23 protein-coding genes are annotated in these 24,553 nt (G+C 68.3%); 3 read left to right on the top strand and 20 right to left on the bottom strand.

Annotated elements, in window-relative coordinates:
• From EOW66_RS12930 to iolG, 5 genes are all read right to left on the bottom strand, one after another.
• A complete protein-coding gene (locus EOW66_RS12930; protein ID WP_128156749.1) occupies window positions 1-1,917 on the bottom strand; it encodes a bifunctional 5-dehydro-2-deoxygluconokinase/5-dehydro-2-deoxyphosphogluconate aldolase in 1,917 nt (638 codons plus the stop codon).
• Between the two features lie 119 nt (window positions 1,918-2,036).
• The gene (locus EOW66_RS12925) at window positions 2,037-2,855 is read right to left on the bottom strand and encodes an ATP-binding cassette domain-containing protein (RefSeq protein ID WP_206363707.1); all 819 of its coding nucleotides are present in this window, start codon (window positions 2,853-2,855) and stop codon (window positions 2,037-2,039) included.
• Between the two features lies 1 nt (window position 2,856).
• Entirely contained in the window at window positions 2,857-3,960 is a 1,104-nt protein-coding gene (locus EOW66_RS12920; RefSeq protein ID WP_128156747.1) for an ABC transporter permease, read from the bottom strand.
• Between the two features lie 61 nt (window positions 3,961-4,021).
• Window positions 4,022-4,948: a sugar ABC transporter substrate-binding protein gene (locus EOW66_RS12915; RefSeq protein WP_128156746.1), complete on the bottom strand. Its 927-nt coding sequence runs from the start codon at window positions 4,946-4,948 to the stop codon at window positions 4,022-4,024.
• Between the two features lie 116 nt (window positions 4,949-5,064).
• Window positions 5,065-6,072: an inositol 2-dehydrogenase gene (gene iolG / locus EOW66_RS12910; protein ID WP_128156745.1), complete on the bottom strand. Its 1,008-nt coding sequence runs from the start codon at window positions 6,070-6,072 to the stop codon at window positions 5,065-5,067.
• Between the two features lie 166 nt (window positions 6,073-6,238).
• On the opposite strand from iolG, the gene EOW66_RS12905 reads away from it, so the two are divergent.
• The gene (locus tag EOW66_RS12905; protein ID WP_206363706.1) at window positions 6,239-7,264 is read left to right on the top strand and encodes a LacI family DNA-binding transcriptional regulator; all 1,026 of its coding nucleotides are present in this window, start codon (window positions 6,239-6,241) and stop codon (window positions 7,262-7,264) included.
• Between the two features lie 12 nt (window positions 7,265-7,276).
• On the opposite strand, the gene EOW66_RS12900 is transcribed toward EOW66_RS12905, so the two are convergent.
• Together EOW66_RS12900 and EOW66_RS12895 are read right to left on the bottom strand one after the other, a co-directional pair.
• On the bottom strand, window positions 7,277-7,696 hold the full coding sequence (locus tag EOW66_RS12900) for a MarR family winged helix-turn-helix transcriptional regulator (RefSeq protein ID WP_113901961.1): 420 nt from the start codon (window positions 7,694-7,696) through the stop codon (window positions 7,277-7,279).
• Between the two features lie 116 nt (window positions 7,697-7,812).
• Entirely contained in the window at window positions 7,813-8,853 is a 1,041-nt protein-coding gene (locus EOW66_RS12895; RefSeq protein ID WP_239017586.1) for a substrate-binding domain-containing protein, read from the bottom strand.
• 202 nt (window positions 8,854-9,055) lie between these two features.
• Here EOW66_RS12895 and EOW66_RS12890 point away from each other — a divergent pair, with 202 nt between their 5' ends.
• Complete coding sequence (locus EOW66_RS12890) at window positions 9,056-10,507, top strand: amidase (RefSeq protein ID WP_128156744.1); 1,452 nt, start codon at window positions 9,056-9,058, stop codon at window positions 10,505-10,507.
• Here EOW66_RS12890 and EOW66_RS12885 read toward each other — a convergent pair.
• The 12 genes from EOW66_RS12885 to EOW66_RS12830 all read right to left on the bottom strand — a co-directional run bounded on the left by EOW66_RS12885 (window position 10,504) and on the right by EOW66_RS12830 (window position 21,694).
• Window positions 10,504-11,283: an urease accessory protein UreD gene (locus tag EOW66_RS12885; protein ID WP_128156743.1), complete on the bottom strand. Its 780-nt coding sequence runs from the start codon at window positions 11,281-11,283 to the stop codon at window positions 10,504-10,506. The genes EOW66_RS12890 and EOW66_RS12885 overlap by 4 nt on opposite strands.
• Window positions 11,280-11,885 (bottom strand): urease accessory protein UreG, encoded by a 606-nt coding sequence (ureG, locus tag EOW66_RS12880; protein ID WP_128156742.1) that lies wholly within the window; start codon window positions 11,883-11,885, stop codon window positions 11,280-11,282. Before ureG ends, EOW66_RS12885 begins: the two co-directional genes overlap by 4 nt.
• A complete protein-coding gene (ureC, locus tag EOW66_RS12875) occupies window positions 11,882-13,585 on the bottom strand; it encodes an urease subunit alpha (RefSeq protein ID WP_128156741.1) in 1,704 nt (567 codons plus the stop codon). Before ureC ends, ureG begins: the two co-directional genes overlap by 4 nt.
• Window positions 13,582-14,256 (bottom strand): urease subunit beta, encoded by a 675-nt coding sequence (gene ureB, locus EOW66_RS12870; protein WP_128156740.1) that lies wholly within the window; start codon window positions 14,254-14,256, stop codon window positions 13,582-13,584. Before ureB ends, ureC begins: the two co-directional genes overlap by 4 nt.
• A 12-nt stretch (window positions 14,257-14,268) precedes the next feature.
• A complete protein-coding gene (locus tag EOW66_RS12865) occupies window positions 14,269-14,919 on the bottom strand; it encodes an urease accessory protein UreF (RefSeq protein WP_239017585.1) in 651 nt (216 codons plus the stop codon).
• 14 nt (window positions 14,920-14,933) lie between these two features.
• On the bottom strand, window positions 14,934-15,368 hold the full coding sequence (locus EOW66_RS12860) for an urease accessory protein UreE (RefSeq protein WP_239017584.1): 435 nt from the start codon (window positions 15,366-15,368) through the stop codon (window positions 14,934-14,936).
• A 74-nt stretch (window positions 15,369-15,442) separates the two neighbouring features.
• The gene (locus tag EOW66_RS12855) at window positions 15,443-16,957 is read right to left on the bottom strand and encodes an amidase (protein WP_128156737.1); all 1,515 of its coding nucleotides are present in this window, start codon (window positions 16,955-16,957) and stop codon (window positions 15,443-15,445) included.
• 144 nt (window positions 16,958-17,101) lie between these two features.
• Window positions 17,102-17,815: an ABC transporter ATP-binding protein gene (locus tag EOW66_RS12850; protein ID WP_128156736.1), complete on the bottom strand. Its 714-nt coding sequence runs from the start codon at window positions 17,813-17,815 to the stop codon at window positions 17,102-17,104.
• Window positions 17,799-18,536, bottom strand: coding sequence for an ATP-binding cassette domain-containing protein (locus EOW66_RS12845; RefSeq protein ID WP_128156735.1), 738 nt, complete (start codon window positions 18,534-18,536; stop codon window positions 17,799-17,801). Before EOW66_RS12845 ends, EOW66_RS12850 begins: the two co-directional genes overlap by 17 nt.
• Window positions 18,529-19,557, bottom strand: coding sequence for an ABC transporter permease subunit (locus EOW66_RS12840; RefSeq protein WP_128156734.1), 1,029 nt, complete (start codon window positions 19,555-19,557; stop codon window positions 18,529-18,531). The genes EOW66_RS12845 and EOW66_RS12840 overlap by 8 nt, the downstream gene beginning before the upstream one ends.
• A 13-nt stretch (window positions 19,558-19,570) precedes the next feature.
• Window positions 19,571-20,437, bottom strand: coding sequence for a branched-chain amino acid ABC transporter permease (locus EOW66_RS12835; RefSeq protein WP_128156733.1), 867 nt, complete (start codon window positions 20,435-20,437; stop codon window positions 19,571-19,573).
• 21 nt (window positions 20,438-20,458) lie between these two features.
• Window positions 20,459-21,694 (bottom strand): urea ABC transporter substrate-binding protein, encoded by a 1,236-nt coding sequence (locus tag EOW66_RS12830; protein ID WP_128148829.1) that lies wholly within the window; start codon window positions 21,692-21,694, stop codon window positions 20,459-20,461.
• Between the two features lie 348 nt (window positions 21,695-22,042).
• On the opposite strand from EOW66_RS12830, the gene EOW66_RS12825 reads away from it, so the two are divergent.
• Window positions 22,043-23,785: a nitrilase-related carbon-nitrogen hydrolase gene (locus EOW66_RS12825; RefSeq protein ID WP_128156732.1), complete on the top strand. Its 1,743-nt coding sequence runs from the start codon at window positions 22,043-22,045 to the stop codon at window positions 23,783-23,785.
• Here EOW66_RS12825 and EOW66_RS12820 read toward each other — a convergent pair.
• Window positions 23,775-24,551: an SDR family NAD(P)-dependent oxidoreductase gene (locus EOW66_RS12820; RefSeq protein WP_128156731.1), complete on the bottom strand. Its 777-nt coding sequence runs from the start codon at window positions 24,549-24,551 to the stop codon at window positions 23,775-23,777. The genes EOW66_RS12825 and EOW66_RS12820 overlap by 11 nt on opposite strands.
• Window positions 24,552-24,553 lie beyond the last annotated feature (2 nt).

Genomic DNA, 24,553 nt, shown 5'->3' with positions numbered 1-24,553 from the left:
TCATGCCTCCTTCGCGGCCGCGCGGGCCGTGTCCCAAAGCCCGGCGAGCCGGGCATAGCGGCGCGCCATCTCGTCAATCGCCGCCGCATCGCCAAGCGCGCCGGTCATCCAGGCCCGCGCGACCTCGCCGAAGATCGTGCGGCCGACGGCAAAGCCGCGCACCAGCGGGAAGGCCGCGGCCGCGCGGAAGCTTGCGGCCAGCTCCGCCTCGGGCGCGTCGAGGCCAAGGACGACGATGCCGCGGCTGTGCGGGTCGTTTTCCTCGATGGCGACACAGGCCCTGGCCCATTCGGCCCGCGTCGCCATCGGTTCCAGCTTCCACCAGTCGGGAAAGATCCCCGCTGCGTAGAACTGCCGGATCAGTGTGGGGGTGGTGTCGGCATCGACCGGGCCGACCTTCGAGGGGATGATCTCGAGCAGGAATTCGAGGTCGTTGCGCCGCGCCGCCTCGAACAGGCGCCGCACCGTCGCCTCCTGCGCCGTGCGGGTGGCCGGATCGTCGCCCGGGTGGCAAAAGCACAGCACCTTCACCACATCCTCGCGCGCCCAGGCCTCGAGCCCGCCGCAATCGGCGCCAAGGGCCGGCTCAAGCGTCAGCGGCCGCGAGCCCGGCCATTCGCAGGGCCGCCCGACCCAGAGCCCGCTGCCCGAGGCGGCATGAAGCGCGCGCCGGCCGATGCGGTCGTCGCACAGGATGCCATAGCCCGGCCGGCCCGCCTGCACCCGCTGCGCGGCCTGAAGGCACAGCGCCTTGAAGGCGCCGCCCTTTTCCGGGGTGTAACCCGCCATCTGCTCAAGCTGGACCCGGTGGTCGAAAGCGAAGATGCGGAGATCGGACCAGTCGGGCAGGCCGCGGCGGGCGCGGTTCGTCGACCAGTGGATCTGCTCAAGATCCGCATCGTTGCGCAGATCGGGGCGGACCACGCCGCGCGCGAGGAAGAAATCGAGTTCGGCGCGCGAGGGATAGGCCGGCGTGCAGCCGTGCCGGCTGACCGCAAGCGCGCCGCAGGCATTGGCGTATTCAAGCGCCTTCGGCCAGTCCTCGCCCTCGAGCCAGCCGCGCAACAGACCCGAGAAGAAGCCGTCGCCGGCGCCGAGCACGTTGAACACCTCGATCGCGAAGCCCGGGCCGCTGACGCCGTCATCGAGGCTGTCGGGGATGTCCCCCGCAAAGGCCACGGCGCCCGCCGCGCCACGCTTGCACACCAGCGTCGCGCCGCTCACCGCCCGCACCGCGCGCAGCGCCGCGATGGTGTCGGTGCTGCCGCCGGCGATGTGGAATTCCTCCTCGGTGCCGACGATCAGATCGAACAGCCCCAGATGCGCCTGCAGCCGCGCGGTGACGGCGGCGCTTTCGATGAAGCGGTTCTCGCCGTCGCCATGGCCCGACAGGCCCCACAGGTTCGGGCGATAGTCGATGTCGAGCGCCGTCCTCGCGCCCTGCGCCCGGGCCAGACGCAGCGCCTTCAGCACCGCAGCCTCGGTGCGCGGGTGGCTCAGATGGGTGCCGGTCGCCACCACCGAGCGGGTGTCGGCGATCAGCCCTTCGTCGATGTCGGCCTCGCACAGCGCCATGTCGGCGCAATTCTCGCGGTAGAAGATCAGCGGAAACTGGTCCTCGTCGCGGATGCCCAGAAGCACCAGCGCGGTCAGCCGTTCGGGATCGGTGGTCACGCCACGCAGATCGACGCCCTCGCGCGCCAGCTGTTCGCGGATGAAGCGGCCCATGTGCTCGTCGCCGACCCGGGTGATCAGCCCCGAGCGCAGGCCGAGCCGCGCCGTGCCGCAGGCGATGTTGGTGGGCGAGCCGCCGACGTATTTGCGAAACGACCCCATGTCCTCGAGCCGTCCGCCGATCTGCGCGCCGTAAAGATCGACACCGGCGCGGCCGATGGTGATCACGTCAAGGGTCTTCATCCGTCCTGATCCTCGTGCTGGAATGTCCGGTCCCGTCACCGGACCCGGTCTTTCGCTGTCTTGGGGCATGCGCTCCCGCTGCCCGCCCGCGCGGGGGGCCGATTGCGGGGGCGCCGCCGTCAGATGGTGCCGCCGAGCGAGCCCTCGAGCTCGGCAAGCTCCTGCCCGCCCGCCATCAGGTCCTGCAACTCGGCCGCCGAGATCTGCCCGCGCACCGCGGTGCCGAGCGTCTGGCCGCGGTTGAGCACGGTGAAGCGGTCGCCCACCGCCAGCGCATGGCGCACGTTGTGGCTGATGAAGACCACGCCCACGCCCTGCCGCCGCACCCGGTCGATGGTGGAGAGCACATTCGAGGTCTGCCGCACGCCCAGCGCCGAGGTCGGCTCGTCGAGGATCAGCACGCGCGCACCGAAATGCACCGCGCGGGCAATCGCCACGGTCTGCCGCTCGCCGCCCGAAAGCGTGCCCACCGCCTGATCGGGGCCGCGCAGGTTGATGCCCATCTTGCGCATCTCCTCGACGCAGATCTCGTTCGCGCGACGGTGGTCGAACCGCTTGAACAGGCCCCGTCCCTTCGTCGGCTCGCGCCCCATGAAGAAGTTGCGCGTCACCGACATCAGCGGGATCATCGCCAGATCCTGGAACACCGTGGCGATGCCGGCGTCCTGCGCGTCGCGCGGGCCGCTGAAGGTGGTCTCCTTGCCGTCGATCAGGATCCGCCCCTCGGTCGGTTTCAGCACGCCCGACATCGTCTTGATGAAGGTCGACTTTCCGGCGCCGTTGTCGCCGAGCAGGCAGTGGCACTCGCCCGGGCGCACGTCGAAGGTGACGCCGTTCAGCGCGATCACGTTGCCGAAGTGCTTGCGGATCTCTTCGAGCCGGATGATCGCGTCGGTCACGGCGACCTCCCCATGATGAAACTTGCTGTCCTGCATCATCTCAGCGCTCCCCGGTCACGCGCTTGCGGATCGCGTTGTTGAACACCACGGCGAGAAGCAGCATCCCGCCCAGGAAGACCTGGAACCAGTCCTGGTCGATCTGCGTGTAGGTCAGGCCGATCACCACCATGCCGAAGATGATCGAGCCGAAGAAGGCGCCGATCGCCGAGCCATAGCCACCGGTGAGCAGGCAGCCGCCGATCACCGCGGCGATGATGCCCTCGAATTCCTTCTGGAAGCCGCGCCGCGCATCGGTCGAGCCCGCGTCCATCACCTGCATGATCGCCAGCAGCGCGGCGCAGACGGCGGTGACCATGAAGAGCGCGGTCTTCACCTTGCGCACCGGCACGCCCGCATTCGCCGCGGCATTGGCATCGCCGCCCGAAGCAAAGATCCAGTTCCCCGCCGGGGTGCGCAGCAGCACCCAGGTGGCGGCGAGCGCAAGGCCCACGAACCACAGGATCTCGACCGGGATGCCGGGCACCTTCGGGGTGCCGTTCGGGAAGGTGTCGATCACCCCCGAGCGGGCGAGAGCGGCGAACAGCCCCTTGAACGCCTCGCCCGAGAAGAACGGCGCCAGCATGTCGCCGGCTGTCGCCTCGCGCAGGCCGCGCAGCTGCGTCGAGCCGCCGGTCAGCGCCTTCAGCCCGACAAGGGTCAGACCGCGCAGGATGAACAGGAAGGCGAGGGTGACAATGAACGAGGGCAGCCCGGTGCGGATGGTGAGCTGCCCGTTCACCACGCCAACCAGCGCCGCGACAGCGAGCGTCAGCGGGATCGCCACGATCAGCGGCAGGCCCAGATTGACCACCAGCGCACCGAAGATCATCCCGGCGAAGGCGACCATCGAGCCGATCGACAGGTCGAACTCGCCGCCGATCATCAGCATCGCCGCGCCGATCGCCAGAATGCCGAGCTGCGCCGCGGGGCTGAGGAAGTTCATGATCCCCGACAGCGTGAACATCGCGCTGTTGGCGGTGATGAGGAAGAAGACCGTCACCAGGATCAGCCCGGCGATCGAGCCGAGTTCGGGGCGTTTCATCAGCCGCGCGACCCAGGATTCGGTCCGGATCCGTTCGTCGGTCAATGGGGTGTCCACAGGCATTTCATTCTCCCTGCAAGCTGTGGTCCGGGCCGGGGCATGCCCCGGCCCGTCCGGATGCGGCTCAGCGGATGCCCTTGGCCGACAGCTCGACGACCTGCGCCGCCTTGTCCTTGGTGATCAGGTTCGGACCCGAGGGCACGTTGCCGCCCGGCATCAGCCCGTATTCGGCATGGAGCGCGAGGAAATCGACCGGCAGATAGCCCTGCAGGAACTGCTGCTGGTCGATCGCGAAAGCCGCGTCGCCCTGTGCCACCGACTCGAGGAAGCCCGCCGAAAGATCGAAGGTGGCGACATTGACCGAGCCGGTCTTGCCCATCGCCTTGACCGCCGCCACCGCGGGCTCGCCCGCGACCGAGGCATTGAGCGCCATCACCGTGTCGATCGCGGGATCGGCCTCGAGCGCGGCCCGCACCTTCGCCTCGATCTCGGTCGGGTCGGAACTGGTCGGAACGACCTTCGCCTCCCCGCCAAAGCCCTCGGCAAAGCCCGCACAGCGCTGGTCGAGCGAGACGTTGCCGACCTCCTGGTTGATGCAGATGCCCTTCTTGCCGCCCATCTCGCGCAGCTTCTCGCCCGCCGTCCTGCCGGCGTCCTTCTCGTCCTGGCCGACATGCAGCAGCGCGCCGAGCTTCTTCGACACATCCGAGCCCGCGTTGATTGAGATCACCGGGATGCCGGCGGCCACCGCGCGCTCGATCGACGGGCCAAGCGCGTCGGCATCGGGGATCGAGACCACGAGCCCGTCGGGATGCTGGTTCACCGCGGCGTCGATCAGCTGGCTCATCGCGACCATGTCGAAGGTCTCGGGCGAGCGGTATTCGACATGCGCCCCGGTGCGCTGCGCGGCATATTCCACGCCGTTCTTCACCACCGACCAGAACGGGTCGTTCGCCTGGCCATGCGCCACGACGACGATGTCGGTGGCAAGGGCCGGCAGGGCGATGGTGATCGCCGTCGCGGCCATCAGGCCGCCAAGCAGTTTCTTCATGGTCTCCTCCCAGAGTTTTCGTGGTCCCGGGGGCAGCCCTCCTCGCCGCCCCGCACCCCGGCGCCTTGTGCACCGGGGCAGATCCCGGAACGCCCGACCGGGCGCCCGGACTTCCCTCAGCCGCCGAGCATGTCGGGGGTGATCGCCACGGCGCAGCCGCTTTGCGCGGCGCGCGTCGCGGCCTCGGCGCAGGCCAGCGCCGCCACCCCTTCGGCAAGCGGCACCGGCATCGCCGTGCCGGCCGTCACCGCGGCAACGAAGGCGCTCCATTCCGCCTCGTAGGCGCGCATGTAGCGCTCGAGGAAGAAATAGACGGGCTTGGCCGAGCTGGCGCCCGCCGGGGTGATCTTCTGCACGGTATTTTCCAGCACGTTCTGCGCCGACAACAGCCCGCCCGAGCCCAGCAGTTCGAGCCGCTGATCATAGCCATAGCCCGCCCGGCGCGAGTTCTTGATGACGGCGATGCGGCCGTCAGCCCAGGTCAGCGTCACCACCGCGGTGTCGACATCGCCCGCCGCGCCGATTTCCGGATCGACGATCGCCGAGCCGGTGGCGCTCACCACCGCCGGCGCCCCGCCCATGATCCAGCAGGCCATGTCGAAGTCGTGGATCATCATGTCGCGGAACAGCCCGCCCGAGACCCGCACATAGCTGACCGGCGGCGGCGCCGGGTCGAAGGAGGTGATCGCCAGCAGCTCGCCCTTGCCGATCTCGCCACGGTCGAAGGCAGCCTTCAGCGCGGCGAAATTCGGGTCGAAGCGGCGGTTGAAGCCGATCATCACCGGCACGCCGTTGCCCGCCGTCGCCGCCTGACAGGCCAGCGCACGGTCAAGCGACAGATCGACCGGCTTTTCGCACAGCACCGCCTTGCCGGCCGCCGTCGCCCGTTCGATCAGCGCGGAATGGGTGTCGGTCGAGGTCGCGATCAGCACCGCGTCGATCGCCGGATCGGCGAGGATCGCCTCGACGCTGCGCGCCTCGGCCCCCACCTCGGCGGCGAGTGCCTGCGCCGCCGCCGCATTCACGTCGGCAATCGCGACCAGCGCGCTTTCGGCATTCGCAAGGATGGATTTTGCGTGCACCTGACCGATCCGGCCAGCGCCGAGCAACGCGACTTTCAGCATGACGTCCTCCCAGACCCGGGCGACTCGACCCGGTGATGGCGCTACCATCACGCCGTTTGCACGCGCGTGCAACCAATTTTTGCACGCGCGTGCATATTTTCCCGCAGCGCCTGAATTTCCATGTATCTTCGGGGAAAGAGGGCATAGAAGCAGCGCAGGAGGACCGATGACTCAGCACCGCGGCAAGATGGGCCCCGACGCCAATGTGACGGCCGACGACGTGGCGACGGCGGCCGGCGTCTCGCGCTGGACGGTCAACCGGGCCTTCAAGAAGGATGCCTCGATCTCGCCGCGCACACGCGACAAGGTGATGCAGGCGGCGCAGACGCTGGGCTATGTGCCCGACCTGCGCGCCGCTTCGCTGGCCTCGGATCGTTCGAACCTCGTGGCGCTGCTGGTCGACGATTTCGCCAACCCGCACAAGCTGGTGATGATGGAGCGGCTGACGCGGATCCTGCGCAAGCACGGCTGGGACACGCTGCTGGTCAACACCCTCGACCGCGCCGATACCGGCCATGCGCTGTTGAACGCCAGCCAGCGCCGCGTCGATGCGGTGATCCTGATCGGCATCCAGTTCGATGACGAGACGCTGGCCGCGGCGCAGCATGCCCGCCGCTTCCGCAAGCTGATCATCTTCGCGCGCACCTCGCAAAACCCCGACACGATCTCGATCGCGGTGGACGACGTGGCGGCGATGACCGAGATCGCCGATTACGTCCGTGCCCGCGGCTATCGCCGGCCGTTCTTCCTGGCCGGACCGCGCACGGTCTCGGCGCATCTGTCGCGCAAGGAAACCTTCCTGTCGCGCTGGAAGGCGCATTTCGGCACCGAGCCCGAAAGCGCCGAGGTCCCGGCCTATGACCCGATCCTCGCCGAGGCGGTGGTGACCGCGGTGCTGGGCAACCGTCCGCGGGCCGAGATGCCCGATGTGCTGGTATGCGAGAACGACGCGCTTGCCATCGGTGCGGTCGACGTGATCCGGCACAGGCTCGGGCTGCGCATCCCCGAGGACATCGCGGTCACCGGCTTTGACGACGTGCCGCAATGCCGCAGCCCGAACTACCGGCTGACCACCTATCGCCAGCCGCTGACCGAGATGGCGGAATACCTGGTCGAGGTGCTGGAAAGCAGCGAGGAGCGCGATTTCGACCGCGCCTTCACCGGCTGTCTGGTGCCGCGCGAAAGCGCCTGACCGGGGGCAGCGTCAGGTGCCCAGCTCGGACAGGATGCGCCGCATCTCCTGCAACTGATCGTCGCGGAAGGTCTCGGCGATGTGCTTCTCGTGATCGCCGCTGACGTCGCGCAGCTTGCGGCACATGGCCACCCCCGCCGCGGCCAGCGCGATGCGCACCTTGCGGCGGTCCTTCTCGTCGGGCACGCGGAAGACCAGGCTTTCACGCACCATCCGGTCGATGATCTTGGTCAGCGTGGCGGGCTCGACCAGCACCTTCTCGGCCAGCTGCCCCATCGGCGTCGGCCCGTCCTGCTCGAGCGCCTTGAGCACGCGAAACTGCTCGATCGCGATGCCGCCGGGCTGAAGCCGCCGCGCCAGATCGTCCTCGATCAGACGATTGGCCCGGGCGATGAGATATCCGATCTGCTCGGTGAGCTTTTGATCCGCCATGTGACTACTGTGCCGATTAATCTAATGCGTTTTTGATAGTAGCAGTTTCAAAAAAATAAATCCATGGGGTTTGCGCCGGTTCTGTGCAGACCCGCCCGCAATGCCAATTTTGCCGATCAGGCCATGAAGGTCTCCCGCACCTGGAACTCCACCCCCTCGGCCTCGGCCAGGCGCACGCCCGCGTCGGCATCGCTGCGCCCGATCAGCCGGTAGGCGGCGGCGCGCGGCAGCCGGTCGCGCAGGAAGCGCGCCATCAGATGGCCGTCGACCCGGCCGATCCGGTCGGCCAGCGCCGCCACCAGATAGATCGCGTCGTAGCAGTTGACCGTGTTCGTGGTCATCGACGGCAACTCGCCCGAGAAGCAGCTTTCATAGCGCGCGGCCAGGTCGTCGCGGTTGTGGCCGCGGCTCGAGTCGAAATAGGCCTGCGCGGCGAACAGGTTCTCGGAACAGCCGTCGGACACGCCCAGAAGCTGCGTTTCCTCGAAGGCGAGGTTGAGGCGGATGATCCGCCGGCTCAGCCCGGCATCGGCGAAGGCGCGGTTGAAGCAGACCGAATCCTCGCCCAGCATCGCCACCACCACCACATCGGGGCGCGCCCGCGCGATCTTCAGCAAGGTCTCGTCATAGTCACGCTGGCCAAGCGACAGGAAAGCATCGCCGACGAACTCGCCGCCGATCATCCGGATCGCGGTTTCCGTCGTGCCATGGGCCACGCGCGGCCAGATGTAGCGGTTGCCGACGAAGAAGAAACGGCGCGCGCGCCGGTGGGTGAACATCCAGTCGAGACTGGGGATCAGCACCTCGGCATCGGTGATGCCCAGCGTCGCGGTGCCCGGGCCGCAAAAGCCGCCCTCGTAATGCGGCGTGTAGATATAGGGGGCAAGCCCCGCCAGCCCGCGCCGCACCGCCGGGCGCAGGTTGCTCGACTGCAGGCCGATCACCGCGTCGACATTCTCCTCGATCGCCAGCCGCTGCGCGGCGCGAAAGGCGCTCTGGGCAGTCTCGCCCGAGTCGATATGGACGATCTCGACCTCCTCGCCGAGCACGCCGCCCGCGGCGTTCAGCTCGGCCGCGGCAAGAATCGCCCCGCCCTGGCACCCGAGTGTCCAGAGCCCAGCCAGGCCGTCATGCGAGAGGATCAAGCCGATTTTCATGCGGCAACTGTGTCGCAGCCCCCGCACGCCGGCAAACGTCGCGCGGGGTGTCGCCGGTGCCGCGCCGCGTTTGCCCATTCTTTGGTCGCCTTTGGCCCGCCGAATGCTGAATTTCACCCGAAAGCGCGCAGGGCCCGTTATTTGATTGATATGTCGTTTGTTTACTTTTCTACTAATTGAAAAGCAACCAATTGGGCCTGTCATGACCGCATATTCCATGGCCGTCGACCTGTCGACGCGCGAAATTCCCGATCTTTCGCTGCTCGAGACGCGGGCGCTGATCGCCTCGGGCGCGGCCAGCCCGCTCGAGGTGACCGAGGCGGTGCTCGCCCGCATCGACGCGGTCGATCCGGCGCTGAATGCCTATCTCACGCTGACCCGCGCGCATGCGCTCGAGGCGGCGCGGATCGCCACCGAGGAACGGGCGAAGGGGCTCGACCGCGGGCCGCTGCATGGCGTGCCCTTCGCGCTCAAGGACCTGTATGAGACCGATTTCGCGCCGACCTCGGCGGGGCTTGCCCTGCTGCGCGACAATGCGACCGGGCGCAATGCCACCGTCACCACGCGGCTCGAGCAGGCCGGGGCGGTGATCCTGGGCAAGCTCGGCATGACCGAGGGCGCCTATTCCGGCCACCACCCCGAGATGGCGGTGCCGAAGAACCCGTGGAACCCGAACTGCTGGGCGGGGTCGTCCTCCTCGGGCTCGGGGGTCGCGGTCGCGGCGGGGCTGTGCTTCGGCGCGCTCGGCTCGGACACCGGCGGCTCGATCCGCTTCCCCTCGGCCGCCTGCGGCATCACCGGGATGAAGGGCACCTGGGGCCGGGTCAGCCGCGCCGGGGTCTTTGCGCTCGCCGACAGTCTCGACCATGTCGGGCCGATGGCGCGCAGCGCGGCCGATTGCGCCGCGATCCTGTCGGTGATCGCCGGGGCGGACCCCGCCGACCCGACGGCGCTGCTTGACCCGGTGCCCGATTACCTTGCCGCCTGCACCGGCCCGGTCCGCGGCCTGCGGATCGGCATCGACCGCGCCGCGGTGCTTGAAAACGTGGCGCCCGAGACGGCGGCGGTGATCGCCGACGCCATCGCCGCCTTCGAGGCGCTTGGCGCCGAGATCGTCCCCGTCGCCTTCCCCTGGCCCGCCGACGCCACCGACCAGTGGTCGGTGCTCTGCGCGATCGAGGTGGCGCTGGCCCATGCCGGCCGCTTCCCGGAACAGCGCGCGGGCTATGCGCCGCATCTGACTGCGCTGCTCGATTACGGCCACGGGCTTTCGGCGCACGAGGTCGGCGCGGCGATGCAATGGCGGCTCGTCTACAACGGTGCGGTGGCGCGGGCGATGCAGGGGCTCGACATGGTGCTGCTGCCGGTCACCACCGCGCCGGTGGCCGAGCTCGACAACATCTATGCCGCGCCCTCGGCCGGCGAGAGCGACGAGAACCTCGGCGATCTGCTGAAGTTCACCGCGCCCGCCGATTTCACCGGCCGCCCGGCGCTGACCCTGCCGGGCGGCTTCGACCGCCGCGGCGCGCCGATCGGCTTCCAGCTCATCGGGCATGCGCTGGCCGAGGCCACGCTGTTTCGCGCCGGCGCCGCCTTCCAGCGGATGACCGACTGGCACACCCGCCGCCCCGACCTTGCGCCGTTCCGCAGCTAGGCGAGGCGGTCGCGCAGCAGGCGGAAGGCGCGGTCAAACGCGCCGCCGCTTTCCGCCGCGATGCGGATCGCCATGCCCAGCCCGCCGCGCAGCCGTGCCGCGGCGGCATAGGCGCCGGGCAGATCGAGCGGCCCCTCGGCCAGATCGTCGCGGCCAAAGAGCTTGACCGAGCCGAAGGCCGCCGCCCGCCCCGGCAGGGCGGCAAGCGCGATCAGCCCGGCCTCGTCCACCGCCTGCCGGTCATGCAGCAGCACCCGCCCCGCCGGGTCGGTGACCCGCAGCGCCGCCTGCCAGCCGCCACCGGCATCGGGCGCGGCGGGGGTCTGGCGGCAAAACCCGTCGAACAGGATCGCGACCGCACCGGGCTCGAGGCAAAGCTCGACCTCCTGCGCGAGCTGCGCGCCGGGCATCAGCACGGTCGGGTCGGGCATGTGGCGCAGCACCGCCCCCGCGGCGACATGGAAGGCCCAGTCCGCACGCGCGGGCCGCGGCGCGCCCCGGTCGGCATGGACCAGAAGCGCCCCCGCGCTGACCAGATCGACGCGCGCGCCGGGCTGCAGCGTGACGTGGTGGCGCCAGTGATCGCCGGGAAGCAGCGCCGCCCCCGCGCATTGCGGCAGCACCGTCAGCGGCCCGCTCACCCCCGCCCGCCGATAGCCGCGCGGCAGCGACCACGGCCATTCGACATGGCGCGCCAGCAGCGCCGTGCCGCCGTCTGCCGCGAGACCGAAGCGCAGCGACAGCTGGGCCCGACCGGCCGCGTCCTCGCCCCTCACTTGAACAGCACCTCGTGGCGCAGATGGGCGACGACCTCGGCCACGCCCTCGCCACGGCGGCAGACCGTCGCCAGCACCGGAGCACCACCGCGCACTGCCCGCGCCTCGGCCAGCATCTTCGGGAAATCGACGCCGACATGCGGCGCCAGATCGACCTTGTTGATGACCAGAAGGTTCGCCTGCAAGATGCCCGGCCCCTTCTTGCGCGGAATGTCATCGCCCCCCGCCACGTCGATCACGAACATCCAGAAATCGACCAGATCGGGCGAGAAGGTCGAGGCAAGGTTGTCGCCCCCCGATTCCAGCAAGATCAGGTCGAGCCCGGGATAATCGGCCTCGAGCCGGTCGGCCGCGGCCATGTTCAGCGTCGGATCCTCGCGGATCACCGTATGCGGGCAGGCCCCGGCCTGCACCGCGCGCACCCGGTCGGGCGGCAATTGCCCGCCGCGGCGCAGCCGCTCGGCATCCTCGTCGGTCACCAGATCATTGGTGATCACCGCCGTGTCGATGCCCTGGCGCGCCAGCTCGCCCAGCATCGCCTCGATCAGCGCCGTCTTGCCCGAGCCCACCGGCCCGCCGATCCCCACCCGTGCCGCGGTCATCGCAGGAAATACCGCCGCGCCAGCGGCACCTCGCGGGCCGGTTCCACCACCAGCGGCACGCCGTCCGCGGTCACCGCAAAGGTCTGCGGATCGACCTGCACGTCGGGCAGCGCGGCGTTGCGCAGCATGTCGCGCTTGCCGAGCCCGCGCACCGAGCGGATCTGCACGAAGTCCTTCAGCACACCAAGCCGCGCATGGGTGCCCGCCTCGATCGCCAGCCGCGAGACGAAGGTGACGCCCAGCCGGTGCTTGGCGCTGCCAAGCGCACCCCACATCGGCCGGTGAATCTGCGGCTGCGCCCCGGCGAAGGAGCCGTTGCCGTCGCCCATCGTCGCCCAGACGATGGTGCCGCCCTTGATCACCAGATCGGGTTTCGCGCCGAAGAAGGCGAAGGGCCAGAGCACGATATCGGCCATCTTGCCCGGCGCGATCGAGCCGACCTCGTGCTCGATCCCCGCCGCGATCGCCGGGTTGATCGTGTATTTCGCCAGATAGCGCAAAATTCGCTCGTTGTCGGCGCGGGCAGTTCTTTCCCCGGGCAGGCGGCCGATGCGGTCCTTCATCACCGAGGCAAGCTGCCAGCATTTCGCGACGTTCTCGGCCAGCCGCCCCATGCCCTGGGTGTCGGTGGCGAAGATCGAGATCGCGCCCATGTCGTGCAGCAGATCCTCGGCCGCCATCGACTGCGGCCGGATCCGCGCCTCGGCGAAGGCCACATCCTCGAGCAGATCGAAGCTCATCATATGGGCGAGCATCGTCATCGGCACGCCTTCCTCGAGCGCGGGCAGGGTGAAGGGATTGGTCGGGTTGGTCGAGGACGGCAGGACATTCTCGAACCCGTTCACCGCCAGGATGTCGGGGGCATGGCCGCCGCCCGCGCCCTCGGTGTGATACATGTGGATGGTGCGCCCGGCGATCGCCGCCATCGTGTCCTGATAGAAGCCGAATTCGTTGATCGTGTCGGTGTGCAGATGGACCGAGAAATCGGCCGCATCCGCCGCCCGCAGCGAACCGTCAAGCACCGCCGGCGAGGCGCCGAAATCCTCGTGGATCTTCACGCCAAGCGCCCCGCCCGCGACGCTTTCGGTGACCGCATCGGGGTTCGAGTTGCCACGGCCGAGAAAGCCGAAGTTCAGCGGGAATTCGTCGGCCGCCTGGATCAGCCGGCCGAGCGTGTGCGGCCCCGAGCAGCTGACGTCGAAATTCGGCCCGGGCGACATGCCGATCATCGTCGTCGTGCCACCGGCGAGCGCGTGCCAGGCCTGCTGCGGCGACAGGAAATGCGCATGCGCCTCGATCGCGCCGGCGGTGACGAAATGTTTGTCGCCATGCACCACGGTGGTGTTCGGCCCGGTAATCAGGTCGGGGTCGACACCATCCATGATGTCGGGGTTGCCGGCCTTGCCGATGCCGACGATGCGGCCACCGCGAATGCCGATGTCGCCCTTCACGATGCCAAGCTCGGCATCGAGGATGACGGCATTCTGGATCACCATGTCGAGCGCGCCCGAGGCCGCGGAGCCGCTGGTGCGAAAGCCCTCGCCGTCGCGCATCACCTTGCCGGCGCCGGTGGTCAGCTCGTCGCCATACTGGGTGTGGTCGCATTCGATCTCGGCCAGAAGCGAGGTGTCGCCAAGCCGCACCATGTCACCCGTGGTCGGGCCATAGAGGCGGGCATAATCCGCGCGCGAAATCCTCATCCGAGATATCCTTTCGCCTGTGCCCGCGCCATCGCGGCGTCGCGCCCGCCCTCGACCGGGCCCTCGGTTAGCCCGGCAAAGCCGTGCACCACCTGCAGCCCGCCATAGGGGACGAGCGTCACCTCCTTCTCGATGCCGGGATCGAAGCGCTCGCCGCCGCCCGAGGGCCGGTCGAGCCGCATCCCGAAGGACGCCGCGCGGTCGAAGGAGAGCGCGCGGTTGACCTCGAAGAAATGCGCGTGGCTGCGCACCTGGATGGTGCGGTCGCCGGTGTTCAGCACGCGCAGCACGCGGGACGGGCGGCCGGCGTTCAGCTCGATCTCGCCCTCGGCGGCGATCACCTCGCCCGGGCGGATCTCGCCCGGGGCGGGCTGGATCGGGTCGAAGACGGTGACGAGCTTGGTGCCCTCGGCCATCGAGACCTCGACCGAGAAGGTGTCGAGCAGGCTCGCCACGCCCGGCTCGACCTGATCGCCGGTCAGCACGGTGGCGGCATGGCTGACGATCTCGGCATGGGTCAGGCCCTGCCGCGCCACGGTCAGCAGCTCGTCGGCGATCAGCGCCACCGCCTCGGGATGCGACAGCCGGATGCCCAGCCGGACATAGCGGCGGGCAAGCTCGGCCGCGGTGAAGATCGTCAGCCGTTCGGTTTCGGTTGGGGTCAGATGCATTCCGTCCTCCGCTCAGTTGATGAACAGCCGCCCGTCGCGCGGCCGCATCAGCGCGATGTCGGACAGCGGCGAAAAGCCCGCAGGCAAGGTGCCGGGCACGGGCAGGTCGGCGGCAAGAGCGGCGATCGCCGGGGTGAGTGCCGCAAGCTCGCGCTGCATCGCGATCGCCCCGGTGGCGCCCAGCCGGACCGCGGCCGAAAAGCACCCCCGCGCCATCGCCAGCGCCGAGACCGCGAGTGCCGCGGCGAGATCGAGCCCCGAGACGGCGAGAAAATGGCCATGCACCACGGCGAAATGGCCAAGCCCCGCACGCTCTGCCGCGATCGCCGCGGGATCGAGCCCGATCCGCAGCGCGCGCGCCGAGGCGAAAAGCGCCTCGCCCGCCTGCACCGAGGCGCCGCGCAACCGCTCGACAGGCATCAGCGTGTCGATGCTGGCGAACCAGTCGCCAAGCACGGCCCCGGTGGCGCGGAACCCGCCCGCCAGCGCCAGCCGGTCGAAGCCATGCCAGCGCCCCTGCAGTTCCGCCAGCACCCAGCCCGACAGGCTGTGGCGGTCGACCCGGCCATCGGCCAGCGCGCTTTCCAGCCCCCAGGAAAAGGCGAAGACGCCGCTTGGAAAGCCACTGTCGGCGAGCTGCATCGCCCGCACCAGCGGCAGCATGCCCACATCCGCGCTCATCCGATGTCGAACCGGGCAAGCGGCGCAAGATCGCGCAGCCGGTCGCGATAGCCCGCCTCGGGCCCGTCGAGGATGACCTCCATCCAGCCCTCGCCGAAGACCACCTTCCAGTGCAGATTGCCGCACCAGTGGCCCAGCCGCAGCGCGTCGCCCAGCGACTGCGGCACCAGCCGCAGCCGCGCGCCGCCGTCGATCCGCGCCACGATCGCCATGCCGTCGCGGCAGTAAAGCACCGCGCCATCGGTCAGCTTCTGCGCGCGCGGCAGGGCGATGGCGCAGTCGCGGCCGCGGTCGGTGGTGAGGCGGATGCGCTTGCGCGCGGCCTCGGCCTCGGGGATCGCCACGGTCTCGAGCCCGCCCAGATGCTCGAGCGCATGCAACGTCTCGGCCCAGGGCGCCTCGGCGGCCTGGCCCAGGATCCGGTCGAGCATCAATGGCCCCTCGCCCGTCATCGGCTGTCCTTTCGAAGGCCCGCCCCGGCACAAGGACCGGGGCGGGGCGTTGCTCAGAACGATTTCCAGTCGCCCGATTTCTCGAAGGCGTCGCCCAGGGTGTAGAGCGTGCTTTCGTCCCAGAGCTTGCCGACCAGCATCATCCCCACCGGCAGGCCATCGACCATGCCGCAGGGCACCGACAGCGCCGGGTGATGCGAAATGTCGAAGGGCGCGGTGTTGGGCAGGATGTCGAAGCCGCGTTCGATGATCTCCTCGCGCGAGGCATCGGGGCCCGGCAGCGGCGTCGCCACCTTCGGCACCGTCGGCATCAGCAGCGCGTCGTAATCGGCCAGAACCGCGTCATAGGCCGCCCGCAGCGCATAGGTCAGGTTATGCGCCTTGCCGTAGAAGCGCTTGCCGTATTCGTCATCGGCGAACTGCGCGAAGATCATCGCAAGCTTGAGCGTCTCGGACAGCTCGTCCGCCCGCTCGCGCCAGCCGCGGTGGACGTCCATGAAGCTGGTGACGTAGAGGTCCTGGCGCGAGGTGCCATAGCCGTCGCCCAGCATCATTGTCTGCATCAGCCCCTGCAGCCCGATCGGGGTCCAGATATCGGGCCCGTCGAGGTGCATCGGGATCGAGACCTCCTCGACGATCACGCCGAGATCCTCGAGCCGCTTCGCCGCGGCGCGGACCTTGTCATCGACCGCCGCCTCGGATTGCGGATGGCCGAAGCCCTCCTTCAGCAGCGCGACCTTCATCCCCTTCACCGGCTTGCCGAGCGCCTCGGTATAGGGCGCGGTCTTCACCCCGATCTGGCGGCAGTCATAGCCGTCGGGGCCGGCCAGCACCTCGAGCATCAGCGCACTGTCGGCGACGGTCTTGGTGATCGGGCCGGCATGGTCGACGGTGATCTCGATCGGCACCACGCCGGTATAGGGCACGAGGCCGTGGGTGGGCTTCATGCCGACCGTGCCGCAGAAGGCCGAGGGCATGCGGATCGAGCCGCCCTGGTCGCCGCCGATCGCCATGTCGACCTCGCCCTTCGAGACCAGCACCGCCGAGCCCGAGGAGGAACCACCGGCCGAGCGGCTCGGGTCATAGGGGTTGCACACCGGGCCAAGCGCCGAGGTGTGGCTGCCGCAGGACATGCAGAAGCATTCGCAATGCGCCTTGCCGACGATCGTCGCGCCGGCATCGAGCAGCCGCGTCACCAGCGTCGCGTCGACGTTCGGGATATAGCCCTCGAGCGTCGAGGAGCCGTTCATCATCGGCACGCCGGCCAGCATGACGTTGTCCTTCAGGACCACGGTCTTGCCCTTCAGCTTGCCCTCGGGCGCGCCGGGCACGGTCGACTTCACATACCACGCATTGAGCGGGTTCTCGGCCTTCGGCGGCTGCACGCCCGGCGTGCGCGGGTATTTCACCACCGGCAGCGGGTCGATCATCCGGTCGACCTTGTTGTAGGCGGCGACATAGCCGCCGAGCAGCCCCTTGATCGAGGACACGTCCTCGGGCGAGAGGCTGAGGCCGATCCTTTCGGCCACATCCGCGATCTGGGCGTCGTTCGGAAGTCTGACTGCCATGGGGGAACTCCTTCGGTTTTGCGCGGCATGGCCACGCGGGCAGTTGCATGCGGCAAGGCCGCACGGGATCGTTCCCTTCCGCGACCATCGCGGAAGGAAGGAAGACAGGTGTCGGGGCGGGGGCTCCGCCGCAGCGGGTCTCCGTCAGGCGGTGAACCCCATGAAGGCGCTGACCGAGCGCGAGTCGGTCAGCTCCGCACGCGGGATCTCCTTCTCAAGGACGCCGTTCGAGATCGCGTAGACGCGCTTCGACAGGCCCGCGATGAACTCGAGGTTCTGCTCGACGAGGACGATGGTGATGTCGACCTTCTGCGTCAGCGCCGCGAGCGTTTCCGAGATCTCGTCGATGATCGAGGGCTGGATGCCCTCGGTCGGTTCGTCGAGCAGCATCAGCTTCGGCCGCCGGCACAGGCAGCGCGCCAGCGCCAGAAGCTGCTGCTCGCCGCCCGAGAGCGCGCCGCCGCGCCGGTCGAGAAGCCGCTTGAGCCGGGGAAAGAGCTCGAGCATCTCCTCGACGGTCTGCGCGACGACAGCCGCCTTGCCGGGGATGCCGACCTGCAGGTTTTCCTCGACGCTCAGGTTCGGGAAGATCTGCCGCCCCTGCGGCACCAGGCCGATGCCGGCGCGGGCGCGGGCGTTGACCGGCTGGCCGAGGACGGAGTTGCCCTCGAAGCGGATCTCGCCGCCGGTGACCTTCACATAGCCCATGATCGCGCGCATCAGCGTGGTCTTGCCCATGCCGTTGTGGCCGAGAATGCCGACCACCTCGCCGCGATCGGCGTGAAAATCGACCCGGTGCAGCGCCGGGACCAGCCCGTAGGCGGCGGACAGGCCGGAGACTTCAAGCAGATGCGACATTGGCCTGTTTCCCCAGATAGATTTCCTGAACCTCGCGGTCGGCCATGATCTCGTCGATCATCGCCTCGCGGAAGATCGCGCCGCGGTTGAAGACGGTGACGAATTTCGCGATCTGCCGGATGAAGACCATGTCGTGCTCGACCACGATCACCGCCGCCGAGCGCGCCGATTCCAGCACCAGCCGTGCCAGCCGGTCGCGCTCCTCGCCGGTCATGCCGGCGGCGGGCTCGTCGAGCAGGATCAGCGCGGGCTCGGCCGCCAGCACCATCGCCAGTTCCACAAGCTGGCGCTGACCATGCGACAGAGTGCCGACCTCGCGCTTCGCCAGATGGGTGATGCCACAGCGTTCGAGTGTCTTCTCGGCCAGCTCCTTCGCCTGCGGTGCCATGTGCTTGCGCCGCGAGGACAGCCGGACGTTCTCATAGACCGAGACCCCGTCGAACACGTTCGGCATCTGCGTCTTGATGCCGATGCCGAGGTTGACGATGTCATGGGTGTTCCACCCGGTCATGTCCTCACCCTTGAAGGTGACGCTGCCACGGGTCGGGATCAGCTGGCCGGTGAGGCACTTGAAGAAAGTCGACTTGCCCGCGCCGTTCGGCCCCAGCAGGCAGCGCAGCTCGCCGTCGCGCAGGGTGAAATCGACCGCATCAACCGCGGTGACACCGCCGAACTGCATCGTCAGGCCGCGGGTCTCGAGGATGTTCGTCCAGTCACTCATCGGCCTTGCCTCCGGTCTTCTTCTGCCGCGCCAGGGTCCAGCCATCGACGATCAGCTTGCGCAGCGTCGGCACGATGCCCTTGGGCAGGGCCAGCACCAGCACCATCATGATCGCGCCAAGGACGGCGAGGCTGTTCAGCAGCTCCATCGTGCCGAGCTTGAGCGTCAGCCATTGCAGCAAGATCACCCCGATGATCGGGCCGACCAGCGTGCCGACGCCGCCCGCCATCACCCAGACCAGCGCCTTGGCCGACATCTCCATCGAGAAGGCGTTGGGGTCGATGAAGGCCTGATAGGTGGCCCACATCGCGCCGGCGAGCCCGGCAATGCCGGAGCCGATGGCAAAGACCACCAGCTTGTGGCGCCGCACGTCATAGCCGAGCAGCGAGGCGCGGGTCTCGTTCTCGCGGATGCCGATCGAGACGCGGCCGAAATCCGAGGCGATCAGAACCCGCAGCACGATGTAGACGACGATCAGGAAGCCCATGAAGACCTGGAACATCTGCACCGGGTCGAGCATCGCCTCGGGCTCGCCCGGGATGTTCATCACCGGGATCGAGGGAATGCCGTTGAAGCCGCCAAGCCGCGCCGCGCCGATTGCATATTCGGGGCCGGCGGTGTGGTTCGCGAGCTTCCAGAACAGCAGCGTGACCACCATCGTGACGACGCCGAGGTAAACATCCGACAGCCGACCGTAGAAGATGAAATAACCGAGCGCCGCGCCGAAGAGGCAGGGGATCAGAAAGGCGAGGATCAGCGGAATCGTGGTCTCGCCGATGTTGATCGCGGCGACGGCGAAGGTATAGGCGCCAAGCCCGAAGAAGGCGGCCTGACCGAAGCTCAGGATGCCGCCGAACCCCCAGATGTAGCCGAGCGACAGCGCGAACACGGCCAGCACCACATATTGGGTGATCTGCATGATGGTGAACATGTCGAGCACCACCGGCAGGATCAGCATCGCCGCAAGGCCGATCGCGACCATCACGTAGAAGCCGGGGTCCCGGAGTACGGATTTCTCCATCTGCTGGGTCTCCTCAGAGGGAACGTTTGAAGATGCGGCCGGTGATGCCTTGCGGCAGCAGGCGCAGCAGGACGAGCGCGGAGACCAGAAGCGCCGCGTCGCCATAGACGGGGCCGGTCAGGAAGGTGACGCCCTGGCTGATCGTGCCGAGCAGCGTCGCCGAGGACAGCGTGCCGGCGATCACCGAGGCGCCGCCGGTGATCACGGTGATGAAGCTCTGCCCCACCAGGTTCATCCCCATCGTCGGCACCACGCCGGTCACCGGCGCCAGAAGCCCGCCCGCCAGCCCGGTGATCGCCGAGCCGATGCCGAAGGTGGTCATGTAGACCCAGCGGGTGCGGATGCCGAGCGCCTCGGCCATGTCGGCGTTCTGCATCGTGGCGCGGGCGATCAGCCCGGCCTTGGTGAATTTCAGCACGCACCAGATCGCCACCAGCACCAGCACCGCAAAACCGATCAGCACGAAGTTGTAGATCGGCACCTGATAGGCGCCGATCTTCATCCCGCCGAACGGCGTCGAGACCCCCTGCACGGTATTGCCGAAGATCATCGTGACGCCGCCCATCATCAGCATCGACAGCCCCCAGGTGGCCAGCAGGCTGTCGAGGATGCGCCCGTAGAGCCGCTGGATCACCAGCCGCTCGACGATGATGCCGAACACCCCCACCACGACGGGAGCGAGGATCAGGATGGACACCCACTCGTTGACGCCGGCATTGGTCGAGATGACGACGGTATAGCCGCCCAGCATCAGGAACTCGCCATGGGCGAAGTTGATGATGCGCATCATGCCGAAGATGATCGCAAGGCCCGAGGCCAGCAGCACGAGCCAGGCGATGGCCCGGATCATCTCGAGCGCGACAACGAGTGTGTAGTCCATGTCGGTGCTCCGCCTTTGCGCTTACAGGCTGATTTCGTATTGGGTGTTCGACTTCGGATCCTTGATCAGGTCGCACACCATCTGCGTGTCTTCGGGCTGCGAATCCGGGAAGGTCTCGTTGATTGCGAAGGCGCCATCCTTGCAGGTGGCGATATAGACGTCGCGCACCGCGTGCTGGGTCTTCGGGTCGATCTTCACCTTGCCCGCCGGCATGTCGTAGGTCTTGCCCGAGGTCAGCACCTCGAGCAGCGCGTCGCGCTTGGTCGAGCCGGCTTCCTTCACCGCGTCGGCCCAGATCTTCATGCCCTCGTAGGTGACTTCGGAAATCTCCGACATCACCCATTTCTTGTCCGGGTATTCCTGCGCGACCTTCTCGAGGAAGGCCTTGTTGGTCGGGTTGTCGATCGCCTCGAAATAGCCGAAGGAGGCGATGATGCCGTCCGATTCCTCATGCGTCAGGATCACCTGCTCGGTGCCGCCGGCGCCGTAGACGGTGGAGACGATCGGGATCTGGCTCTTCATCCCGGCCGCCGCCCACTGGCGATAGAAGCCGAGGTGCGAGGTGCCGACCATCGCCGAGAGCACGAAATCGGGCTTCGCGCCCTGGATCTTCGAAATCGTCGAGCCGAACTGCGCGACATCGAGCGGGAAGAACTCGGTCGCGATCACCTCGCCGCCGTTCTCCTCGACATAGCGCTTCACCCAGGCCGCGGTGATGTGGCCATAGTTGTAATCGGCGGCGACGGTATAGACCTTCTTGCCGTAGAGGTTCATCGCATAGGGGATGACCCGCTTCACCGTCTGCGCGGGGGTGGTGCCCAGCGTGATCTCGTTGCGGTCGCACACACCGCCTTCATACTGCGTGTTGTAGAAGTAGAAGGTGTTGTAGCGGTGGAAGATCGGGCGGATCGTCTCGCGGCTGGCCGAGGTGATGCCGCCCATGACCACGTCCACCTTGTCCTTCAGCGCAAGCTGGGTCGCGTATTGCGAATAAAGCGACATGTTCGACTGCGGGTCGTAGATCACCGCCTCGACCTGCTTGCCCAGGAGCCCGCCCGCATCGTTGATCTCCTTGATCGCAAGCTGGAACACCTGGTTCATCGGCACGCCGGTGGAATCGAGCGCCCCCGAGAGGTCGTGCAGACCCCCGACCTTGATCGTGTCGGTGCCCGCACGGGCCACCAGCGGCGAGGCAAGCGTCGCGGCCGCAGCGGCGCCCGTCGTGTAGAGGAAGTTGCGTCGGCTGAGCTTGGTCATTTCGAGAGTCCCTGTTGGAAAAGGATGCTCCCGATCAAAGGCATATTTGTTGAATTATCAAATATCGAAAGATGACAATTGGCCGACTTTATGGATTTCGCCCATTATTTGACCTGAATCCCGGGGCCGATGGTCGGTTTCGCATCGCCAATCTGCCGAAATAGGCGCGAATCTGCGACGAATCCGGCGAAAACTGACCGGATCGGTCCCATCCTCGGGCCGCGTCCCACCCGGGTCGCGTCGATTTGCCTCTTGCCGATGGATACTTTCCATTTCAATATTTTTCACGAATCCGGCCCATCCCTTCCGGAGCTTTCCGGCCGGAACCCCAGCTTACGGAGACCCACCATGCCCGCCCCAGCCCCGTTCCAGGTCGCCTCGATCCAGTTCGAACCGACGATGTTCGCGAAGGAGGCGAACATCGCCAGCCTCGCCCGGATGTGCCGCGAGGCGGCGCAGGGCGGGGCGCGGCTGATCGTGATGCCCGAGATGGGGACGACCGGCTATTGCTGGTACGACCGCGCCGAGGTCGCCTCCGAGGTCGAGACCATCCCCGGCCCGACGACCGAGCGCTTCCGCGAGATCGCCGCGGCGCATGACTGCTACATCGTGGTGGGCCTGCCCGAGGTCGATCCGGTCACCGACCTCTATTACAACAGCGCCGCGCTGATCGGACCCGAGGGGGTGATCGGCACGCACCGCAAGTCGCACCCCTATATCTCGGAACCGAAATGGGCGGCCTCGGGCGACATCGCGCATCAGGTCTTCGACACGCCGATCGGGCGGATCGCGATCCTGATCTGCATGGATCTGCATTTCTTCGAGACGGTGCGGCTTGAAACCCTCGCGGGCGCCGATGTGATCTGCCACATCTCGAACTGGCTGGCCGAGCGCACCCCCGCGCCCTACTGGATCACCCGCGCCTTCGAGAACGGCTGCTACGTGGTCGAGGCGAACCGCTGGGGGCTCGAGCGCACGGTGCAGTTCTCGGGCGGCAGCTGCATCATCGGCCCCGATGGCCGCGTCGAGGCGCAGGTCGATGCGGGCGACGCGATCATCACCGGCCTGATCGACCCGGCCCGCGCCCGCCTTGGCCGGGTGCTGGGCGAGCCGGTCTTCGAGATGCGCCGCCCCGCGCTTTACAAGACGCTGATGACGAATAGTTTCACGTGGAACTCCCTCGAATATTTCCGGCTCTACGGCCATCAGCCGTTGCCGCGCGCCGGGGCCTCGACGCTTGCCGTGGCGCAATTCACCCCCGGTGACGACAGCGCCGCGAACCTTGCCCGCATCGAAGCCTTCGCCGCCGAAGCGCAGGCGGTCGGTGCGGCACTTCTGGTGCTGCCCGAGCTTGCACTGACCGGTCCCCGCGACCCGGCGGCACGCGCCGAGCCGGTCGAGGGCGCGCTGATCGACCGTTTCACCCGGATCGCGATGCGGCACCGGCTGCACATCGTCGCGGGCTTTGCCGAGCGGGCGGGCGAGCGGCTTTACAACGCCGTGGTGCTTGCCGGCCCCGAGGGGCGGGTGGGCGTCTATCGCAAGATCCACCTCGCGCAGGCGGATCTCTCATGGGCCACGGCGGGCGATGACTGGGCGGTCTTCGATCTGCCCTTCGGCCGGCTCGGGTTGCTCACCGGCACCGACGCGCTGCTGCCCGAAAGCGTGCGGGTGCTGGCGCTGGCGGGCTGCGACATCGTCGCCTGCCCCGCCGCGCTGCCGCCCGGCTTCACCGGCGCCCATGCCGGCACGGCGATCCCGCACAACTTCCCGATCCCGAAGGCGGCCGATCCCTGGCACTGGCACGCGCTGCGCACCCGCAGCGGCGAGAACAACCTGCATCTGGTCTTCGCCAATGTGCCGGGCGCCGGCAACCCGGGGGCGAGCGGCATCTTCGGCGCCGATACCTTCGCCTTCCCGCGGCAGGAAAGCGCGATCCTCGAGGGCGAGGGGCTGGCGACGCTGGCAATCGACCTGACGAATGCCGACACGCCCTATCCCTCGACCGTGGTGCGGCGCAAGGATCTGGTCACCATGCGCCTGCCGCACCACTATCTGCCGCTGGTGCTGGACGGCACGCTCAGACCCTGAGCGCGCCGGTCTGCGTCATCCCCGCGGCCATGTAGCCGCCGTCGACGGTCAGCACCACGCCGTTGACATAGCCCGCCCCGTCCGAGGCGAGATAGGCCACCGCCTCGGCGATGTCGGCGGGCAGACCGCGGCGCCGCGCCGGCACCATGTCGAGCACCCTTGTCCAGGTCTCCTCGCTGTAGGCGTCCATCGTCATCGGCGTCTCGATCACCCCGGGGGCGATCGCGTTCGCGGTCACGCCGAGCGGGCCGAGTTCCAGCGCAAGCTGCCGCGTGAGACCGATGATCGCCGCCTTCGAGGTGCCATAGGCCGCGCGCCCGACCCCGGCCCGCATCCCCGAGATCGAGGCGATGTTGACGATCCGGCCATGGCCGCGCGCCGCCATGCCGCGCCCGGCGCGCTGGCTGCACAGGAAGGTGCCGGTGACGTTGACCGCCATCACCTTGTGCCAGCTCTCCGGCGCAAAGCCGAGCAGCGGCTCGACGATCAGCAGCCCGGCGCTGTTGACGAGAATGTCGATGCCGCCAAGCTCTGCCTCGGCACGGTCGAAGGCCGCCTCGATCGCCGCCGGGTCGGCAACGTCGAGCGCCAGCCCGACCGCCACGCCGCCCTGTGCGCGGATCTCGGCGGCGACGGCCTGCGCCGCCTCCGCCCGCAGATCGGTGACCGCGATCGCCGCGCCGCGGCGGGCCAGCTCCAGCGCCGCAGCGCGACCGATGCCCGAGCCCGCGCCGGTCAGCAGGGCCACTTCTTGCCGATTTCCCATCT

Source organism: Paenirhodobacter huangdaonensis (assembly GCF_004022465.1).
In the GTDB taxonomy this organism is placed as follows: Bacteria; Pseudomonadota; Alphaproteobacteria; order Rhodobacterales; family Rhodobacteraceae; genus Rhodobacter; species Rhodobacter huangdaonensis.
Note: the sequence above shows the minus strand (reverse complement) of the source record. Positions and strands in the feature narration are given on the sequence as shown.

What these genes read in the sequence shown, in the direction of transcription:
- EOW66_RS12930 (WP_128156749.1), bottom strand. Translation starts at nt 1,917, where the DNA reads ATGAAGACCCTTGACGTGATCACCATCGGCCGCGCCGGTGTCGATCTT.
- EOW66_RS12925 (WP_206363707.1), bottom strand. Translation starts at nt 2,855, where the DNA reads ATGATGCAGGACAGCAAGTTTCATCATGGGGAGGTCGCCGTGACCGAC.
- EOW66_RS12920 (WP_128156747.1), bottom strand. Translation starts at nt 3,960, where the DNA reads ATGCCTGTGGACACCCCATTGACCGACGAACGGATCCGGACCGAATCC.
- EOW66_RS12915 (WP_128156746.1), bottom strand. Translation starts at nt 4,948, where the DNA reads ATGAAGAAACTGCTTGGCGGCCTGATGGCCGCGACGGCGATCACCATC.
- iolG (WP_128156745.1), bottom strand. Translation starts at nt 6,072, where the DNA reads ATGCTGAAAGTCGCGTTGCTCGGCGCTGGCCGGATCGGTCAGGTGCAC.
- EOW66_RS12905 (WP_206363706.1), top strand. Translation starts at nt 6,239, where the DNA reads ATGACTCAGCACCGCGGCAAGATGGGCCCCGACGCCAATGTGACGGCC.
- EOW66_RS12900 (WP_113901961.1), bottom strand. Translation starts at nt 7,696, where the DNA reads ATGGCGGATCAAAAGCTCACCGAGCAGATCGGATATCTCATCGCCCGG.
- EOW66_RS12895 (WP_239017586.1), bottom strand. Translation starts at nt 8,853, where the DNA reads ATGAAAATCGGCTTGATCCTCTCGCATGACGGCCTGGCTGGGCTCTGG.
- EOW66_RS12890 (WP_128156744.1), top strand. Translation starts at nt 9,056, where the DNA reads ATGACCGCATATTCCATGGCCGTCGACCTGTCGACGCGCGAAATTCCC.
- ureG (WP_128156742.1), bottom strand. Translation starts at nt 11,885, where the DNA reads ATGACCGCGGCACGGGTGGGGATCGGCGGGCCGGTGGGCTCGGGCAAG.
- ureC (WP_128156741.1), bottom strand. Translation starts at nt 13,585, where the DNA reads ATGAGGATTTCGCGCGCGGATTATGCCCGCCTCTATGGCCCGACCACG.
- ureB (WP_128156740.1), bottom strand. Translation starts at nt 14,256, where the DNA reads ATGCATCTGACCCCAACCGAAACCGAACGGCTGACGATCTTCACCGCG.
- EOW66_RS12865 (WP_239017585.1), bottom strand. Translation starts at nt 14,919, where the DNA reads ATGCTGCCGCTGGTGCGGGCGATGCAGCTCGCCGACAGTGGCTTTCCA.
- EOW66_RS12860 (WP_239017584.1), bottom strand. Translation starts at nt 15,368, where the DNA reads ATGCTCGACCGGATCCTGGGCCAGGCCGCCGAGGCGCCCTGGGCCGAG.
- EOW66_RS12855 (WP_128156737.1), bottom strand. Translation starts at nt 16,957, where the DNA reads ATGGCAGTCAGACTTCCGAACGACGCCCAGATCGCGGATGTGGCCGAA.
- EOW66_RS12850 (WP_128156736.1), bottom strand. Translation starts at nt 17,815, where the DNA reads ATGTCGCATCTGCTTGAAGTCTCCGGCCTGTCCGCCGCCTACGGGCTG.
- EOW66_RS12845 (WP_128156735.1), bottom strand. Translation starts at nt 18,536, where the DNA reads ATGAGTGACTGGACGAACATCCTCGAGACCCGCGGCCTGACGATGCAG.
- EOW66_RS12840 (WP_128156734.1), bottom strand. Translation starts at nt 19,557, where the DNA reads ATGGAGAAATCCGTACTCCGGGACCCCGGCTTCTACGTGATGGTCGCG.
- EOW66_RS12835 (WP_128156733.1), bottom strand. Translation starts at nt 20,437, where the DNA reads ATGGACTACACACTCGTTGTCGCGCTCGAGATGATCCGGGCCATCGCC.
- EOW66_RS12830 (WP_128148829.1), bottom strand. Translation starts at nt 21,694, where the DNA reads ATGACCAAGCTCAGCCGACGCAACTTCCTCTACACGACGGGCGCCGCT.
- EOW66_RS12825 (WP_128156732.1), top strand. Translation starts at nt 22,043, where the DNA reads ATGCCCGCCCCAGCCCCGTTCCAGGTCGCCTCGATCCAGTTCGAACCG.
- EOW66_RS12820 (WP_128156731.1), bottom strand. Translation starts at nt 24,551, where the DNA reads ATGGGAAATCGGCAAGAAGTGGCCCTGCTGACCGGCGCGGGCTCGGGC.